Raw genomic sequence first — 16,593 nt, forward strand, 5'->3', positions numbered from 1 at the left:
ATCCACGCTCTCTGACCCCTGGCTACTTTGCAGCGGCTCTTGCGTTTGAGGCGGTGCCGTATTTCGCCAGGAACAGATCGACACTTTCCTCGATAATCCGGCCGATTTCCTCCCGGCCGGGAACCCGGGCGGCGTAGATGTTGGGGAAAAAGGCGCGTGACTTGATGAGACCCAGGAACTGCTCGGCGGCAACGGCGGGATCCTTCGCCTTCAGTTTGCCTTCCTCCGTTGCGCGTTCGATGAACTCGGCAAACACGACCAGTTTGGTCATGCGGGCGTTCATGTCGGCGGCAAGTTCGGGGTCACGAATGGTTTCGCTCATGATCATGCGCGCAAGGCTCATGAAACACGGATTGATCATCAGCTCGCCTTCCGCCCAGCCGAGCCTGATGAGCGCATCGCGAATGGGCAGGTCCGGGTCATAGGGCAGTTCGAGGGCGGAGTTGATCTGGTCGGCAAGGCACTGGTTGATGGCCCGGAACAGGACATCCTTGCTCTCGAAATGATTATAGACCGTCCGCTTTGAAACCTGCGCGCGTTCGGAAATACGATCCATGCTCGCGCCGGCATATCCCTTTTCCTGAAACTCCGCGATAGCGGCTTCCACGATCTGTTTTTTCTTCTGGTCGGATACGGACATGTCGTGCTCAGTTCAGCCCCGGTTGCATTGTTCTTGTTTTCTCAGCCCCGTTCTTTTTTCCCAAAAAATGCGCTCTATGTAAACTAGGGCGTTTACAGAAGCGCAAGTCGGTATTACACTGCACGGTGTAGTTTATACCCCTTAGCCAGAAAAGGCCAGCCAAGGGAGACGCCTCATGTCAATCACACTCAAAATCAACGGGGAAACGCGTACACTCGACGCCGATCCCGAAAGCCCGCTGCTGTGGGCCCTGCGCGACGAACTGGGAATGACCGGCACGAAATTCGGCTGCGGCATTGCTTCGTGTGGCGCATGCACCGTGCATTGGGACGGTGTTCCGATCCGGTCCTGCCAGACATATGTCGGCGATATGGACGGGGCTGAAATCACCACGATCGAGGGCATCAACGGCAAGGCTGCAGATGCGATCCAGGCTGCCTGGAACGAACTCGACGTGCCGCAATGCGGCTATTGCCAGTCGGGCCAGATCATGGCGGCGACCGCTCTCTTGAGCGAAACGCCGAAGCCGACGGACGAAGACATTGATGCCGCAATGGACGGGAATGTCTGCCGTTGCGCCACCTATGCCCGTATCCGCAAGGCGATCCACCTTGCAGCCGACAAGATGGAGGGTTGATCCATGTTGCATCTGTTGCAGAAGCCGCTTGAAGCAGCGGCACCGACACGGCGCACGTTCCTGAAAGTGTCCGCCGGGACCGTCGGTGGTCTCGTGCTGGCGATGAACCTGCCCCGCGCTGCCCAGGCAGCTGCCGGGGACGGTGAATTCGTTCAGCCATTCGTGCATATCCGGCCCGACAACACCGTCGTTGTCCTGTCGAAGCATCTCGACAAGGGACAGGGTACGGCAACCGGTCTGTCGACGCTGGTCGCCGACGAACTCGATGCGTCCTGGGAGCAGGTGAGCGTCGAGCACGCGCCGTCCAATCCGCAGGTCTATGCCAATACGCTGTTCGGTGTTCAGGGCACCGGCGGGTCCACCGCCATGGCCAACTCCTTCATGCAATACCGGCAGGCCGGTGCCGCCGCGAAAGCGATGATTGTTGCGGCTGCCGCCCAGGAATGGGCTGTTCCGGCTGGCGAAGTCACGGTGTCCGGCGGCGTTGTCAGCCACGCGTCCGGCAAGTCCGCCACGCTCGGCGAGCTTGCAGGTCTTGCCGCGCAGCAGGATGTGCCGGCAGAACCGGTGCTGAAGACGCCGGATCAGTGGGTCTATATCGGCAAGTCGTTCCCGCGCGTCGATGTGAAGAACAAGACTGTCGGTGCTCCGAGCACCTACACGATGGACTTTCAGCGGGACGACCTGCTGGTTGCCGTCGTGGCCCGTTCACCGAAATTCGGCGGCAAGCTGAAGTCGTTCGATGCGACGCAGGCCAAGGCCGTTCCTGGCGTTGTCAACGTTCTTCAAATCCCCAACGGGGTCGCCGTTGTCGCGACGTCCACGTGGCCCGCGATCAAGGCGCGGGATCTTCTGGAAATCGAATGGGACGACAGCGAAGCCGAAACCCGGTCCAGCGATGCCATGATGGCGGAGCTGAAGGACATGACCGCGCAAGCTGGCATCAAAGTCCGGGAAGACGGTGATGCCGATGCGGCGCTTGAAGGTTCCGCGCGGGTGATCGAGGCGGATTTCGAGTTCCCGTTCCTGGCCCACGGTGCCATGGAACCGCTCGATGCGGCACTCCTTTACGACGGCGAGAGCGCGGAGCTCTGGCTCGGGTCGCAGATCCAGACGATCGATCATAACGTCGCATCAACGATCCTCGAAGTTCCGTTCGAAAAGGTGAAAATCAACACACTGTGGGCGGGCGGATCGTTCGGCCGCCGCGCCCAGGCGGACAGTCACCCGGTTGCAGAAGTCGCCTTCCTGGCCAAGGCAATGCTGGCGGCTGGCATGGACCCGGCTCCGGTCAAGATCGTGTGGACCCGCGAGGACGACATGGCTGGCGGCTATTACCGTCCGATGTCGGCGCACAAGATCAAGATCGGTCTGGACGCGGACAACAACGTCACCGCGTTCAAGTACCACATCGCGGCCAAGTCGATCATCAAGGGCACGCCTTTCGAGGCCATGCTGATGAAGGATGGCGTCGATCACAACATGACCGAGGGCGCGCACGACACGACCTACGCGTTCCCGCTCATGAACATGGATCAGTCCTACCAGGTAACCCAGGTTCCGGTCCTGTGGTGGCGGTCCGTCGGCCACACCCACACGGCCTACGTGATGGAGACCATGGTCGACCGCATCGCGAAAGAGGCGGGCAAGGACCCGGTCGCCTACCGCCTGGAGCTGCTCAAGGACGATCCGCGCAAGGCAAACGTCCTCAAGCTCGCCGCGGAGAAGGCCGGCTGGGACACGCCCGCGCCGGAAGGACGGCACCGCGGTGTCGCCGTTCACAAGTCGTTCGGATCCTACGTGGCCGAAGTGGCGGAGGTTTCCTTTCGTGACGACGGTACGGTGAAGGTCGAGAAGGTGGTGGCTGCGGTTGATTGCGGCACGCCGATCAACCCGGACAACATCAAGGCGCAGGTCGAGGGCGGTATCGGCTACGGTCTGGGTGCGATCCTTCGCAATCAGGTCACGCTCGCGGACGGCGTTGTCGAAGAGACAAACTTCAACACGTATGAGCCGATCCGTATCTCCGACATGCCGGAGATCGAGGTGCATATCGTTGCGTCCAACGAGGCGCCGACCGGGATCGGTGAGCCGGGTACACCACCGATAGGGCCTGCCGTTGCCAACGCCATAGCCGCAGGGAATGGCGACTGGGTCACCAACCTGCCGCTGACCAAGGCCGGTCTGGTCTGATCGTCAGCGTCAGGCAACCAAAAAACGAAAGGCCGCCGAAGGGCGGCCTTTTTCCGTTCCGCCGGTGCGGCGCCTGGGTTGTTCATTCCATGACCTAGTTCCCGATCCGGAACTCCTCGGGAACGAAAAACGTAAAATCACGCTCGGCCACGCCGAGGTGGCAATCGTGGCAATAGGTCATGAGATGAGGATTGTCGCCGGTGGTGTCTCCGAAAATCGACCCGTCCGGTATCACCATGAAGTAGCGCCAGTCGGCGGTTTCCGGACTTGCGCCGGCCGGAAGCTTTTCCATTCCAAACATCGCACCTGGAAAAACACGGCCATCACCGGTGACCGTGATGCTGTCCTTGGCAAGAACAGAGCCGACCGGCAGTTTTTCGCCGTCCTTGAGGATCGCGTAATTGACCGCAATGGCGTTGGCATAATTGTTGACGTAGCGCTGGCCATGGGTCGCGGAGACAAAGGGCGCGTCGTTGAAGATTTCCCAGGACTGGTAGTTGCGGATTTCATCCAGTTCCGACCCCGCATAGAGCCCGGCCATGCGGGCCTTCAGGCCATCGTAGATCTCGCGGGCCTCGTCTTTGGTCAATTCGGCCGGGTCCTCGATCGCAATGTGGCTGTCGGACGGCTCCGATTGCGCCAGCGCGTCCACGAGAACCGCAGACAGGATTAGCAGGGCAACAAAAATCAAAACGGTTTTGCTCATAATGCACTTCCTTCGCAAAAATCGGCATCAACGGCCCGTGCAGGTGAAGTGGTTGTCGGCAATGGTAATACAAGCTTCGTGCAAAGACTTGAAAGAAATGAGGAGGTTCACCGCCTTGTGTGCGGTCTTTGCCGCTGTCTGGCGGCTCCAGGAGCTCCGCGGGATATCCCGGACCGGTCCGCGGACGCCAAGGTTTGCTCACGTGGCACGCGGCAGTCGGCAATTTTACCCAGTAATTATGGCGAGCCGAACATCCGTGCGAGTGGGCTGCCGGCCAACTGCAGGGATAGACCGGTTCCGCGAAAGGTCAGGACGCGGCGAGCGCCTCGCGGTCTTTCTTGCGCATGCGTTCGGAGGCCGACTTGAGCTGGCCGCAGGCGGCGAAGATGTCACGTCCGCGGGGTGTGCGGATAGGTGATGCATAGCCGGCGCGATTGACGATGTCGGCGAATTCCTCGATCCGTTCCCAGTCCGAGCATTCGTACTCGGAGCCCGGCCACGGATTGAACGGGATGAGATTGATCTTCGCCGGAATGCCCTTGAGCAGGCGCACGAGGTCGAGCGCGTCCTGGTTGCTGTCGTTGACGCCTTTCAGCATCACGTATTCAAACGTGATCCTCTTCGCGTTCGAAAGCCCGGGATAATTTCGGCACGCATCGAGTAGCGCCTCGATGTTCCACTTCTTGTTGATCGGTACCAGGACGTCCCGCTGGTCATCGTGCACGGCATGAAGCGAGATCGCGAGCATGCAGCCGATCTCGTCACCGGTGCGGAAGATTTCCGGAACGACACCGGATGTCGACAATGTGATGCGGCGTTTGGACAGCGACAGGCCATCGCCGTCGGAAGCGATCAGAAGCGCCTTTTTGACATTGTCGAAATTGTAGAGCGGCTCGCCCATTCCCATCATCACAATGTTGGAAACGAGACGGCCCTCGCTCGGCACGACCGCCCCTTGAGGTGTGTCGGCATCGGGAAAATCGCCGAGGCGGTCACGCGCCATCAAAACCTGCGAAAGAATCTCTTCTGAGGTGAGATTGCGAACCAGCTTTTGCGTGCCCGTGTGGCAGAATGTGCAGGTGAGTGTGCAGCCGACCTGAGACGAAACGCAAAGGGTGCCTCGGCCTTCTTCCGGAATATAGACGGTTTCGACCTCAACCGGGCGGCCGGCGCCGCGCGGCGGAAAACGAAACAGCCACTTGCGCGTGCCATCGACCGAAATCTGTTCGGAGACGATCTCGGGCCGGGCAATGGTGAAGGTTTCGTCGAGCGTCTTCCGCAGATCCTTGGCGATATTCGTCATGTCCGCAAAGTCGGAGACGCCGCGCACGTAAAGCCAGTGCCAGAGCTGGGAGGCGCGCATGCGCCATTGCTTCTGCGGTACGCCAATGGTGCCGAGCGCTTCTCCAAGCTCTTCGCGGGAAAGACCCACAAGCGTGGGTTTTTCGTTGCCGGCGAGAGAGTTTGCCGCTGTGGCAGTCACCGTTGGCGCGTTCGGATTGTCCCGCGCGATGTCGAGCGTCATTGCCATGATGTGATCCGTTTCATGTCCGGCGCATTTTCAATGCGCTGCCTGACGCAGCCGCAGCGGCCGGACTGCCTGCATCAGCAGGCCCTGTCTCAAGCGCTTCCAAAACCACACATGAGCTGAAAAATCAAGCTGCCCCGCATTTCCGGTCGCATGCAAAGGCAATACCCGGCCGGATGATTCCGACCGGGTCAGTCCCGAACAGGTCACGTGATGCTTTAGCGGCAGGCCTGCGCAGCCGTATCGATGGCCGCGGTGACGCCGGACAGCGAAAACTTGTAAGTCGTCCGGGTTCCACGGCCCGATTCGCCGCTGACCGTCATTTCACGACCCGCCTTCATCGCTGCAACGAGTTGAGCTTCCGTCGCAGCATTTTCGACCCAGGCTCCGTCGTTGTTCGTGAAAAGCGTAAAGTCTTTGCCGTCAACGTCGACCGAAACGGAGGACTTGTCCTTGAACGGATAACCGACAACGAGGCTGGGCTCGGACGAGACACCTTCTGCAGGGCGCGAGGTCACGAAGAAAAAGACCTCTCCGTGATTCCGGTCGCCCGGCAGCATTGTGGTTGGCTTCGTGAGCGCATAGCAAACCTTGCCGCCACCGCTCGGCGTCGTATATGCCGCCCAGTCCTTGTGTTGCTTCAAAAGCGTCGGGGTCTGCGCGAAAGCTGCTGCACTTGAAACGGCTAGACCTGCGAGGGCCAGTACCAGCGATTTTGCTTTCATCATCTCCACACCATCTGGCTATGAGTTTTCGTCAAATTTGATGCAATTGCCGTCTGTCTTATAAACCTAGCTTTAATGATAACTTAAAGCTGGTTACGAAAGGGTTGAAGTTTCGACATGGCAATTCCGAGTTTCTGACGTTCCTGCCGGTTGATCTCGATTATTCTTGTTTCCCCTATTGGCTCTTGCGGTTAATCGCGGCAACAGTGTGGCAGAAACAGCTGAACCCTCTTTCGAAAACTTTCGAACCTGCTAAAGAATAGGGTCGGACAGGGAGCATGACGGCATTTGGTGCAAGCGCAGTATTTTTCAGAACTGATCGTCAAGGTCGCGGCTGACCGCGACAAGAACGCATTTGTTGAATTGTTTGATCACTTCGCCCCGCGTTTGAAGGGCTACCTGATGAAACAAGGCGCGGATGCGGCGGTCGCGGAAGAAATAGCGCAGGACGTCATGGTCACGCTCTGGCGCAAGGCCGATCTGTTCGATCCCAGAAAGTCGTCAGCGAGTACCTGGCTGTTTCGCGTTGCGCGGAATCGCCGCATCGACCGGCTGCGGCGGCAAAAGACCGCGGACCTTGATCCGGAAGAACCCGCTCTTCAGCCCGCGCCCCTTCCCGATGTCTCGGAAGAGATGGATGCACGGCTGCGGGAAGAGCGGGTGCGTGCGGCAATCACGAAGTTGCCGGAAGAGCAGATGGAAGTGGTCAGGCTCGCGTTTTTCCTCGGTCAGTCCCACAGCGAAATTTCCGAGACAACCGGATTGCCGCTCGGAACGGTCAAGTCGCGCATCCGGCTTGCCTTCGGCCGCCTGCGGCAACTGATCGAGGCTGACGAAGCGGTCGATGTGGATTAGGTTGTCCTAGCTTCTTCACACGACCATCGCCATCCAGACCGCCCACGAGGACTTCGTTCTGCGGGAAGGGCCTCCGCTGCCACCGATCTGAAATCCTCCCTTTGACCTGTCTGTGTCTCGGGAATCGCTGCGGCGCTTGCCGTTGCGGGACCTCGAAGCCGGGCCTCGATTGAATGGCGTTCAAAAAAGATCTCTTGACCTCAACTTAGGTTGAGCCCCTAGGTAGGGGCGGCATTGAGCGAAATCCTGTTCTCAAAAGAGATACACAATTCATGACAGCCACATTCGAGCAACCCGGGGAAGCCCGGTGGAGCGATGTTCTCTGGGGGGCGCACGCGTCCGTCTCCGCAGTCCTTGCAGGCGGCATTATCCTGCATGCGGTCAACATCAATATTTCGGCCACCATGCTACCGACCATCGTTGCGGAGATCGGTGGCCAGAGCCTTTATGCCTGGAATGCCACCTTGTTCACACTTGCCGCAATCCTGAGCGCAGCGGTCACCGGCAAGATCCTGAACCGGATGGACGTGAAACGTTCGTTTGCCCTGTCCGGTGCCGTGTTCGCGCTGGGCAGCCTGATCACGGCGCTCGCTCCTGATATGCCGGTGATGCTTTTCGGCCGCTCGGTGCAGGGCGCCGGTGGCGGCATGATGTTCACGCTTTGCTATGCAATGATTGTTTTCGCTTACCCGGAACGTCTGTGGTCCCGTGCCGTGGCGCTGCTTTCGGGCACCTGGGGCATCGCCATGCTCTTTGGCCCTGCTGTCGGCGGCATGTTTGCCGAGTATGGCATCTGGCGCGGCGGCTTTGCCGCACTGATTCCGGTCACGGCAGTCTACTCGCTGATCGCCTGGCGTCTCCTGCCTGCCGTGGGGGATACGCTGCCGCCGGCGGGACCCACGGCTTTCGGTCAACTGGCGCTGCTCGCCGGAGCCGTCCTGGCGGTTTCTGCCGGATCACTTGCCGAATCGTTTGGCGGTGCAGCCGTCGGGGTGTTCGTCTCAATCATTCTGGTGCTGATCCTGATGCGCCGTGAAAACGCGTCGGAGATTCGCCTGTTCCCGCGGGGGGCGATGTTGCGCGGGACGCCCCTGTTCCTGTCATTTGCGGTGATGTCGCTGCTGATATTCTGCGTGAATGCCGAGTTCTTCATGCCCTTCTATCTGCAGCGCCTGCATGGTCTGTCTCCGCTGCTGGCAGGTTACATCGCGGCCCTGATTTCCATCGGCTGGTCATGTGCGGAGGTCTATTCCGCGCGCTTCACGGGAAAGGCGATGCACAGGGTGGTTTTCGCGGGACCGGCCGTTCTGCTTGCGGGCACGCTGGTTCTTGCTGCCGCGACACCGGCCCATGAGGCCAGCGGGGCATGGCTGGCTGGCCTGCTGTCGCTAGCGCTCATCGTCGTGGGAGCGGGCATCGGTCTGAGCTGGCCGCACCTGAACACGTTTGCGCTTCAATACACCGACGACACGGAAAAGGAGAATGCGGCGTCTGCCCTGTCAACGATCCAGATGTTCGCCGTGTCGTTCGGGACCGCGGTCGCCGGGCTGGTTGCCAATCAGACGGGTTTCAATACCCGCGACAACATTGCGGCTACGGCGAACTCTGCCGCGTGGCTCTTCCTGACCTTTTCGCTGATCGCGGTCCTGGCCTGGATTGCGAGCCGTTCGCTGCTCGTGAAGCTGAAGAAAGCGGGCGCTTAGAGCCGTTCAAGCTTGGGTGCAACCACTCTAGGTGACGGACTCATAAATGAGGCCGAAATGGTTTGAGGCGGCTTGCTTCTCGTCAAGGCGCGGAAGCGCAGGAAATGTCCTTCATTTTCAAGCCTTTCGCAACGCCGAGGAGGCGCAAGCCGGTCAAATCCGAAGGACATGGAAATGGCTTCACCCCGTGGCGTCAGCGTGCTTGACCGGGCAAAAAGCCCGCTCCGCACATCTTTCCTAACGGGATGTCGCCATTTCGCATGCCATTTCAGTCTCATTTATGGGTCCATCACCTAGGTGATGAACCTGATCCCGGGGCAATCCGGTCTGGTTGCAATCGGTGGCCGGGCATTCGATCAGGTGCCCGGAACCTTGCGTCCCTTGCGCATGACGGGGCCGCCGCTTACGTGTTTCTTGCGTTCGCTCGTCGGCGCTCCGGAGGACACCGGGCGTTCCGCGTAGCGCCCGAGTGCCCTGTGGCGGTCATACATGACGATCGCCCCGGCCATGGCAACATTCACGCAGAACTTGGTCGGGATCCGAACCACGTGATCGCAGCGCTCCAGCATTTGCGGCGAAAGAGACCCCCGCTCCGGTCCGAGGACATAGGCTGCCTGGAGAGGGTGCCCGAAACTCGGCAGGTCAATTGAAACGTCGGTCAGCTCGATACCCACCAGCTGACAGCCGCGTGGCAGCTCCATCGTATCGACGCTGTCCCAGGTGAAGACCGGCAGGTGTCCGGGGCTCTTGGAGGTGTCGGACGGAGGTGCTGACCTGATTTTCTGATCGGCATCGACGGTGAAAAAGAAATTAGCACCGAAGGCATGGGCCGATCTCATCAGCGTGCCCAAATTCATGCGTTTCGAAAGACCTTCCGCTCCGATTGCAAAATATCCGCGCATTGATTCGCCCAGTTTGTTCACGTTTGAGCCTCATACCGGAAAGCGGTCCGGTTTTGAACCGCCTGCTTATTCGGAATGCCTATAGGTGCCGTGAACAGGACTTGCTAACGTTGCAACGTGGCGTCGATGCCGCGTCCGCTTCGGCTCCTGTTGTTCAGAGGTTCCCTTGAAAGCCTGTCTTTGCAAATCCTTCGGTTCGGCTTCCAGCCTGGTGATCGAGCATGTTTCCGAGCCGGTCGCCGGTCCGGGTGAAGTCGTCGTCAAGGTGGAGGCGTGTGCCCTCAATTTCTTCGATACGCTGATCATCCAGGGCAGATACCAGTTCAAACCGGAATTCCCGTTCTCACCGAGTGCTGAGTTTGCAGGCATTGTCGATTCGGTAGGCCCGGGCGTCACGGACGTTGCGGCCGGTGAACGGGTGATGGGATACATGAAATGGGGCGCGGCGCGAGAGAAGGTGCTGGTAGGCGCGGACGAGGTCATCCGGATCCCGGACGGCGTTTCATTCGACATTGCCTCAGGAATCGCGGTGACCTACGGCACGACGCTGCACGCCTACAAGGACCGTGCCGACCTTCAGTCCGGGGAGACCGTGGCTGTGCTCGGCGCGTCCGGTGGCGTCGGACAGGCCGCCGTTGAAATTGCGTCCGTCATGGGTGCACGTGTGATCGCCTGCGCCTCCTCCGAAGACAAGCTCGCCTTTGCCCGTTCGCTCGGTGCGGATCTGACCATCGACTACTCGCAAGAACCGCTGAAGGAGCGGCTCAAGGAACTCACCGGCGGCAGCGGGGCCGATGTCGTTTATGACCCGGTGGGCGGTGCGCATTCCGAACAGGCGCTCAGGGCAACAGCCTGGGAGGGCCGGTTCCTGGTGATCGGGTTCGCTGCCGGAGACATTCCCAAAATTCCGCTCAACATCGTCATGCTGAAAGGGGTCGACGTGCTTGGTGTCTTTTGGGGCGCTGCCGTGGAACGCGACCCGGATGGCCACCGTGCAAACATGACACGTTTGCTGGAATGGGTGCAGGAAGGGCGTTTGAAACCCCATGTCCATGCGGTGTATCCGTTGGAGGAGATCGCCGTTGCACTCGATGAAATCGCTGCACGCAAGGTGCGCGGCAAGGTGATCCTCAAGCCTTAGCTCACGTTGCAAAACCCCGGGAAGAGAAGGCGACGCCGGCATGACGACGGACACGACACACCAACAGACCGAGCGAGGACAGCCGGACCTCACGTCAGGCGCCGCCTGGATGCGGGGCACGATCATGCCGATTGGCGTAGCGTCGATACCGCTCAATGACTGGGGCCTTATTCACTCCGACATCACCTATGATGTCGTTCCCGTATGGGACGGCGGGTTTTTCCGGCTCGATCTTTATGTTCAGCGCTTCTTCCGGTCGATGAAGAGCCTCCGACTTGATCCAGGCATGAGCGAATCGGATGTGAAAACCGTTTTGCATAAGCTTGTCGCCGCCACGGCACTGAAGAGAGCCTACGTTGCGATGGTGACATCCAGAGGCGTCAACACAGTCCCGGGATCGCGCGATCCACGGGATTGCAGGAACCACTTCTTTGCCTGGTGCGTGCCCTATATCCACGTGATCCGGCCGGATATCGCCGAGACAGGTGCATCCGTTCACGTGGCAAGGACCGTGACACGTATTCCGTCATCCAGCGTCGATGCCAGGGTTAAGAACTATCATTGGGGCGACTTCACGAAAGGTCTTTTCGAGGCAAAGGATGCTGGAGCGGAGACCGTTCTGCTGCTCGACCAGGACGGGAACGTAACCGAGGGCCCCGGATTCAATGTCTTCTCGATCAAGGACGATTGCCTGGTGACACCCGACGCCGGTGTGCTGGAAGGCATCAGCCGGCGAACCGTGCTGGAAATCGGGGCAGAACTCGGTCTGGTGACCGAGACGAGGACGTTGCCGCTCGAAGAATTGCTTCAAAGTGACGAAGTTCTGATCTCAACTTCCGGCGGGGGCGTTTCACCCATCACAAAGATCGATGACCGCCTGTTTTCAAACGGCTCTCCGGGTGAGCTGACGACAGCCATAAAAGGGCGGTATTTCGCTTGGGCCAGCAGTCCCGAGCATCGCACCGAAATTGACTATGAGTTCGTATCCTAGTCACCTGAATCTGAAGTTCGACTCATATTGCATCGGGCTTTGAACGAACTTCAAATTCACAGCACTAGGCCTCGAAAACAGCGATGACCGGCGCATGATCCGACGGTTTTTCCCAGCCGCGTGCCTCGCGCAGCACCGTCGTTTGCTTGACATGTGCTGCCAGCGGGGTTGAGACCCAGACATGATCGAGCCTGCGTCCCTTGTCCGCTTTCGACCAGTCTTTCGCGCGGTAGCTCCACCAGGTGTAGAGCTTTTCTTCCAGCGGAGTGAATTGCCGCATTGCGTCGAGCCAGCCGCCTTCTTCGCGCACATTCTCGAAAAGGTCCGTTTCAACCGGCGTGTGCGAGACGACCTTTAGAAGCTGCTTGTGCGACCAGACATCGTGTTCGTAGGGGGCAACGTTCAGATCGCCGACAAGCACGGCCGGCCGGTCCGTTTCCGTTCCCTTCAGCCAGCCCTTCATCTCCGCCATGAAATCGAGCTTGTGGCCGAATTTCGGGTTGATCGCGCGATCGGGTTCATCGCCGCCTGCCGGCACGTAAAAGTTATGCAGGCGCAGGCTTGTGCCGTTGAATGGAATGTCAACGGCGACATGCCGGCTGTCTCCGACATTGCAGAAATCACGCTTCTCGATGTTGCTGAGCGGACGGCGGGATAGCGTGGCTACACCGTGATATCCCTTCTGTCCGTTGATGGCGATATGCTCGTAACCGGCCTTGCGGATCGCGGTTTCGGGAAAATTCGCATCCGGACACTTGGTCTCCTGAAGGCAGATGACGTCGGGCGCGACTTCATCGATAAGCTTCTCGACGATCGGCATGCGCAATCGCACGGAATTGATGTTCCAGGTTACGAGCTTCAACCGATCTTTCATTGTCAATCATCCGCAACAGTTGATGTTCGCACAGTCATAAGGATTCGGGCAGCAAGCGCAATACGCCGCATCACAAGTCCGTGCTCTCACATTGTGATGCCGCCGGTTCGTTTTTACCTCCAACTCTACAATCCCCGGATTTCTGCGATTCCGGCGTTCTTTTTGTGTAGGCTTCTAGACAAATGGACGAAAAGACAATTTGACAAAATTGTTATTTGAGTCCATTTTGCAAGTGCGAGATGATGATCTCCCAGAGGCTGCCGCAAGGCACGTCTCCAAAAACACGCCAATAAAGCCTAAGCGCCAAACAGTATTGATAAAGTAAAACTCTGCGCCGGGTGTGGCGGTTGCGGGGCGTTTTTTGTTGTAAAAAATCATTTAAAATCAATATGTTGCAAAAAAGAGACTCCAATTTTCAATCTGAAGTCGAACCCGAAAATGGTCTTGAGGTGAATCGGAAAAAATGATTTCAGTTCAATCGAGCAGGCGATGTATTGCACCAGTGTTCAGTGAGCGTGGTCAATAAGCCAAAAAGTGAAGAGAATTTGGGGTTTTCACTTTGAGGTATTTGCTTGTGATCGATAAAACTTGGAGATTACTATGAAACTTAAGGGCTTGATGCTCGGCGTGGCAGCTGCTGCTACCGCTACAACCGCTCAGGCGGCCGATCTTCCGGTTGCTCCGGAGCCGGTCGACTACGTTCGCGTCTGTGACGCGTACGGTTCCCGTTTCTACTACATCCCGGGCACGGAAACCTGCCTGCGCGTTGGTGGCCGTCTGCGTACGCAGTTCATCGTCAACAACGTTCTGGAAGACGGCAACTGGTCCGATCGTGACTCCGACGGCTATGACTGGCTGACGCGCGGTTACGCTTACCTGGATGCGCGGAACGCTACCGAATTCGGCACCCTGCGTGCTTACGTCGGTCTGCGCATGGACATCACCAATGGCGAAAGCGGCTTCAAGCTGGATGCCGGTTACATCCAGTGGGGCGGCCTGACAGCCGGTTACCTCGGTTCTAACTTCAACATCTACACCGGTCAGGCTTTCATCGGTGTCGTCACGCGTGACTGGTCCGACGTGACCACGAATCAGCTCGCATACACCGCTGCTTTCGGCAACGGCTTCTCCGCGACGATCGCTCTGGAAGACCGTTCGGATCGCGAAGTCGGCGACTACGGCGGAACGCGCATGCCTGATGTTGTTGCTGCTCTTGGTGTTTCCCAGGGCTGGGGTTCCGCACAGCTCTCCGGTGCCCTGCACCAGGTTTACCCGGATGCAGCCTTCAACAGCACAAACGTGTCTGGTGATGAAGACAGCCTCGGCTGGGCAATCGGTGCCGGTGCAGTCGTGAACCTGCCGTTCGCGAATTCCGGTTCCAACATCTACTTCCAAGGCTTCTACGCCGACGGCGCTCTGTCCTATATCGGTAACGGCATCACGGGTGTTTCCGTCGTCAACAACGCCGGTACAACGCTTGGCTCCGTCTCCGACTACGGCGGAAACGGCGACAAGAGCACAGGTTATTCCCTGTCTGCAGGTATCTACATTCAGGCAACGCCGACCATCGGCGTAGCGCTTGACGGTTCCTATGCTCACGTTGACCAGGAAGACTTCATCGGTGCCACCGATGCGGATATCGACCGTTGGGCAATCGACGGTTCGGTACAGTGGGAGCCGGTATCCGGTTTCGTCCTTGGTGCTGACGTCGGTTACGCCAACACCAGCGCCGACATCACCGGCGAAAACGTTGACGACCTCGACGAACTCCTCTTCGGTGTTCGTATGCAGCGTACGTTCTAATCCCCGGATTAGAATCTGGCTGAGAAAGATTGACCTCCTCTCAGTCAACAGGCCCGGCAGACTCCAAACTGCCGGGCCCCCCCTCTTATAGGAAAAGCGGGCTCCGGCATAAGCGGTCACGACGGCAAGTGCAGCCCGGTGTCAGGCGACGACGCTGTTTTCAAGAAGCTTTCTGAGCGGTGCATATGAGCGGCAGATCTGGTCTTTTTCTTCCGTCTTGGTCCTGATCTGGTCGAAGGACATCCTGACGAATTCGCACATATCCTCGAATTCCACCTGTCCCAGAGACAACCTGTCCCTAAAGGGTTCCAGCGCCGTGCCGATGGCCTCGTTGCATATGCGCATGATGTTTCTTTTCTTTTTCTTGTCGATGCCTTCGAGGATCTGAAGGATTTCCTCGCCGTGGGGCATCTGCAACATCATTTCGCACGGCTTCGCGCTGAGGTGCATGAACGCAATGTCCAGCCGCGCGCCGAGGTCTTCAACGTCGGTACATTCTTCCGAGATCAGATTTGCCGATTTGCGAACATGGTGCTCGACGGCGTCATAGATCAGTTGTTCCTTGCAATCATAGGCGTTGTAGAGCGTTTGCCGCGCGACGCCGGCAGCGGTCGCAATCTCGCTCATCGTGGTTTTTTTGACGCCATAGTGAGAAAAAAGTTGAAGAGCTGTCTCAACAATCTTTGTTTCACGCTCGTTCATTAATGCCCCCGGATTTTTTCTTTTTTCACGTTTTAGTGTCCGCGAGCAGTTGAGTCCATATGAGGGGCAATTAATGCCGTGTGTTTTTCTGCGTGGCTCTAGATTTTATGGGTCTTTTTCGGAGTTTTCGTTGGTCTGCAGTGTGTATTACTGGTTGCAATGCAAGAGATTGCATTGATAAATTTGCTGAAAACTGTTCGACGGCAACGCTTTGGCGCAATGTTAGTCGTAATAACATTGACTTGCTCGAACACTGCTCCAGATCTGTGCATATCGACGCGTATTTTGTTGAGAACGAAATTCCGCCCCGTTTCGCCGGAAGCTTCAATCAAAACGCAGGTGTTGCCAATTGCTGATCACTTTTGCGGAAAAAGCGAAAAAACATCCACGCTCCGTTAGGAAATTCCGCGCATTTTGGTCTGTGACAGAAAGTGTTTGTTAACCTGTCGAGGATGCCGTGTTGCCGCGATTTAGAGTATTTGCTTCGATTATCGGATTTGGTTTTCTGCTGGCCGCCTGCTCGGCCTATGATTTTCCGGACCAGACTCCGGAAGACTATGCCGTTCACGGGATCGACGTTTCCCGCTGGCAGGGCGATATCGACTGGGATGAGGTCAAGAGGTCCGGCGTTCAATTTGCCTGGATCAAGGCGACGGAAGGCGGTGACCACGCGGATCCGCGTTTTGCGCAGAACTGGATCGCTGCCCGCAAGGCCGGTGTGCCCCGAGGGGCCTATCATTTCTATTACTTCTGCCGCCCGGTCGAAGAACAGATTTCCTGGGTGAAGGAAGTCGTTCCAAAGGATCCTCAAGCGATCCCGCTGGTTCTGGACATGGAATGGAACTCGCATTCCAAGACCTGCACCAGCCGGCCGGAGCGCGCCAAAATCCTGCGTGACATGAAGGTTTTTCTTGACGAGATGGAGCGGCACTACGGCAAGCGCCCGGTGATCTATTCCTCCGTGGATTTTCACCGGGACAGGCTGGTCGGCGCTCTGAAGGGAGAACAGTTCTGGCTGCGCTCTGTGGCCACCCATCCGAAGAACATCTACGAACAACGGGATGACTGGGTTTTCTGGCAATACACCGCCGAAGGCCGCATTCCCGGCATCAAGGGGGATGTCGACCGGAACGCATTTTACGGAACAAAGTCTCAGTACCGAGCCTGGCTCAACGGCAAACTGAGGCGCTGAG

Annotated in this window: 15 protein-coding genes; 8 read left to right on the forward strand and 7 right to left on the reverse strand. The window is 58.1% G+C overall.

The genetic code is table 11. The annotated features are described in order from the left end of the window. Positions 1 to 22: 22 nt before the first annotated feature. The gene (locus RDA78_RS08950) at positions 23 to 640 is read right to left on the reverse strand and encodes a TetR/AcrR family transcriptional regulator (protein WP_434054973.1); all 618 of its coding nucleotides are present in this window, start codon (positions 638 to 640) and stop codon (positions 23 to 25) included. Positions 641 to 815: 175 nt separating this feature from the next. On the opposite strand from RDA78_RS08950, the gene RDA78_RS08955 reads away from it, so the two are divergent. Both RDA78_RS08955 and RDA78_RS08960 read left to right on the forward strand, forming a co-directional pair. Next, complete coding sequence (locus RDA78_RS08955) at positions 816 to 1,277, forward strand: (2Fe-2S)-binding protein (protein WP_434054974.1); 462 nt, start codon at positions 816 to 818, stop codon at positions 1,275 to 1,277. A 3-nt stretch (positions 1,278 to 1,280) separates the two neighbouring features. Next, the gene (locus RDA78_RS08960; RefSeq protein WP_434054975.1) at positions 1,281 to 3,470 is read left to right on the forward strand and encodes a molybdopterin cofactor-binding domain-containing protein; all 2,190 of its coding nucleotides are present in this window, start codon (positions 1,281 to 1,283) and stop codon (positions 3,468 to 3,470) included. Between the two features lie 94 nt (positions 3,471 to 3,564). Here RDA78_RS08960 and RDA78_RS08965 read toward each other — a convergent pair whose 3' ends face one another. The 3 genes from RDA78_RS08965 to RDA78_RS08975 form a co-directional block, all read right to left on the reverse strand. Next, complete coding sequence (locus tag RDA78_RS08965; RefSeq protein ID WP_434054976.1) at positions 3,565 to 4,176, reverse strand: cytochrome P460 family protein; 612 nt, start codon at positions 4,174 to 4,176, stop codon at positions 3,565 to 3,567. A gap of 307 nt (positions 4,177 to 4,483) precedes the next feature. Next, complete coding sequence (gene rlmN, locus RDA78_RS08970; protein ID WP_434054977.1) at positions 4,484 to 5,707, reverse strand: 23S rRNA (adenine(2503)-C(2))-methyltransferase RlmN; 1,224 nt, start codon at positions 5,705 to 5,707, stop codon at positions 4,484 to 4,486. A 215-nt stretch (positions 5,708 to 5,922) separates the two neighbouring features. Next, the gene (locus RDA78_RS08975) at positions 5,923 to 6,432 is read right to left on the reverse strand and encodes an invasion associated locus B family protein (RefSeq protein ID WP_434054978.1); all 510 of its coding nucleotides are present in this window, start codon (positions 6,430 to 6,432) and stop codon (positions 5,923 to 5,925) included. 285 nt (positions 6,433 to 6,717) lie between these two features. Between RDA78_RS08975 and RDA78_RS08980 the strand changes: the two genes are divergently transcribed. Both RDA78_RS08980 and RDA78_RS08985 read left to right on the forward strand, forming a co-directional pair. Then, positions 6,718 to 7,284 carry a sigma-70 family RNA polymerase sigma factor gene (locus tag RDA78_RS08980; protein WP_306142798.1) on the forward strand — a complete coding sequence of 189 codons (567 nt, stop codon included), beginning with the start codon at positions 6,718 to 6,720 and terminating at the stop codon, positions 7,282 to 7,284. Between the two features lie 272 nt (positions 7,285 to 7,556). Further along, positions 7,557 to 8,987 (forward strand): MFS transporter, encoded by a 1,431-nt coding sequence (locus tag RDA78_RS08985; RefSeq protein WP_434054979.1) that lies wholly within the window; start codon positions 7,557 to 7,559, stop codon positions 8,985 to 8,987. Positions 8,988 to 9,343: 356 nt separating this feature from the next. Here RDA78_RS08985 and RDA78_RS08990 read toward each other — a convergent pair whose 3' ends face one another. Further along, positions 9,344 to 9,889, reverse strand: coding sequence for an RNA methyltransferase (locus tag RDA78_RS08990; RefSeq protein WP_434054980.1), 546 nt, complete (start codon positions 9,887 to 9,889; stop codon positions 9,344 to 9,346). Positions 9,890 to 10,055: 166 nt separating this feature from the next. Here RDA78_RS08990 and RDA78_RS08995 point away from each other — a divergent pair, with 166 nt between their 5' ends. Continuing rightward, positions 10,056 to 11,030 (forward strand): NADPH:quinone oxidoreductase family protein, encoded by a 975-nt coding sequence (locus RDA78_RS08995; protein WP_434054981.1) that lies wholly within the window; start codon positions 10,056 to 10,058, stop codon positions 11,028 to 11,030. A 40-nt stretch (positions 11,031 to 11,070) separates the two neighbouring features. After that, positions 11,071 to 12,021 carry an aminotransferase class IV gene (locus RDA78_RS09000; protein ID WP_434054982.1) on the forward strand — a complete coding sequence of 317 codons (951 nt, stop codon included), beginning with the start codon at positions 11,071 to 11,073 and terminating at the stop codon, positions 12,019 to 12,021. Positions 12,022 to 12,085: 64 nt separating this feature from the next. Here RDA78_RS09000 and xth read toward each other — a convergent pair whose 3' ends face one another. Then, positions 12,086 to 12,895, reverse strand: coding sequence for an exodeoxyribonuclease III (xth, locus tag RDA78_RS09005; RefSeq protein WP_434054983.1), 810 nt, complete (start codon positions 12,893 to 12,895; stop codon positions 12,086 to 12,088). Between the two features lie 600 nt (positions 12,896 to 13,495). Here xth and RDA78_RS09010 point away from each other — a divergent pair. Beyond that, positions 13,496 to 14,698: a porin gene (locus tag RDA78_RS09010; protein WP_434054984.1), complete on the forward strand. Its 1,203-nt coding sequence runs from the start codon at positions 13,496 to 13,498 to the stop codon at positions 14,696 to 14,698. A gap of 141 nt (positions 14,699 to 14,839) precedes the next feature. On the opposite strand, the gene RDA78_RS09015 is transcribed toward RDA78_RS09010, so the two are convergent. After that, positions 14,840 to 15,325: a TetR/AcrR family transcriptional regulator gene (locus RDA78_RS09015; RefSeq protein WP_434054985.1), complete on the reverse strand. Its 486-nt coding sequence runs from the start codon at positions 15,323 to 15,325 to the stop codon at positions 14,840 to 14,842. Between the two features lie 535 nt (positions 15,326 to 15,860). On the opposite strand from RDA78_RS09015, the gene RDA78_RS09020 reads away from it, so the two are divergent. Then, the gene (locus tag RDA78_RS09020; RefSeq protein WP_434054986.1) at positions 15,861 to 16,592 is read left to right on the forward strand and encodes a glycoside hydrolase family 25 protein; all 732 of its coding nucleotides are present in this window, start codon (positions 15,861 to 15,863) and stop codon (positions 16,590 to 16,592) included. Position 16,593: the final 1 nt, after the last annotated feature.

The organism is Roseibium sp. (genome assembly GCF_051016195.1).
Classification (GTDB): domain Bacteria; phylum Pseudomonadota; class Alphaproteobacteria; order Rhizobiales; family Stappiaceae; genus Roseibium.

Bases quoted from the DNA above. Each gene is read 5' to 3' on its own strand.
- RDA78_RS08960 (WP_434054975.1), top strand. From the start codon at position 1,281: ATGTTGCATCTGTTGCAGAAGCCGCTTGAAGCAGCGGCACCGACACGG.
- RDA78_RS08950 (WP_434054973.1), bottom strand. From the start codon at position 640: ATGTCCGTATCCGACCAGAAGAAAAAACAGATCGTGGAAGCCGCTATC.
- RDA78_RS08985 (WP_434054979.1), top strand. From the start codon at position 7,557: ATGACAGCCACATTCGAGCAACCCGGGGAAGCCCGGTGGAGCGATGTT.
- RDA78_RS08965 (WP_434054976.1), bottom strand. From the start codon at position 4,176: ATGAGCAAAACCGTTTTGATTTTTGTTGCCCTGCTAATCCTGTCTGCG.
- RDA78_RS08975 (WP_434054978.1), bottom strand. From the start codon at position 6,432: ATGATGAAAGCAAAATCGCTGGTACTGGCCCTCGCAGGTCTAGCCGTT.
- RDA78_RS09010 (WP_434054984.1), top strand. From the start codon at position 13,496: ATGAAACTTAAGGGCTTGATGCTCGGCGTGGCAGCTGCTGCTACCGCT.
- RDA78_RS08990 (WP_434054980.1), bottom strand. From the start codon at position 9,889: ATGCGCGGATATTTTGCAATCGGAGCGGAAGGTCTTTCGAAACGCATG.
- xth (WP_434054983.1), bottom strand. From the start codon at position 12,895: ATGAAAGATCGGTTGAAGCTCGTAACCTGGAACATCAATTCCGTGCGA.
- rlmN (WP_434054977.1), bottom strand. From the start codon at position 5,707: ATGGCAATGACGCTCGACATCGCGCGGGACAATCCGAACGCGCCAACG.
- RDA78_RS09015 (WP_434054985.1), bottom strand. From the start codon at position 15,325: ATGAGCGAGATTGCGACCGCTGCCGGCGTCGCGCGGCAAACGCTCTAC.
- RDA78_RS08955 (WP_434054974.1), top strand. From the start codon at position 816: ATGTCAATCACACTCAAAATCAACGGGGAAACGCGTACACTCGACGCC.
- RDA78_RS09000 (WP_434054982.1), top strand. From the start codon at position 11,071: ATGACGACGGACACGACACACCAACAGACCGAGCGAGGACAGCCGGAC.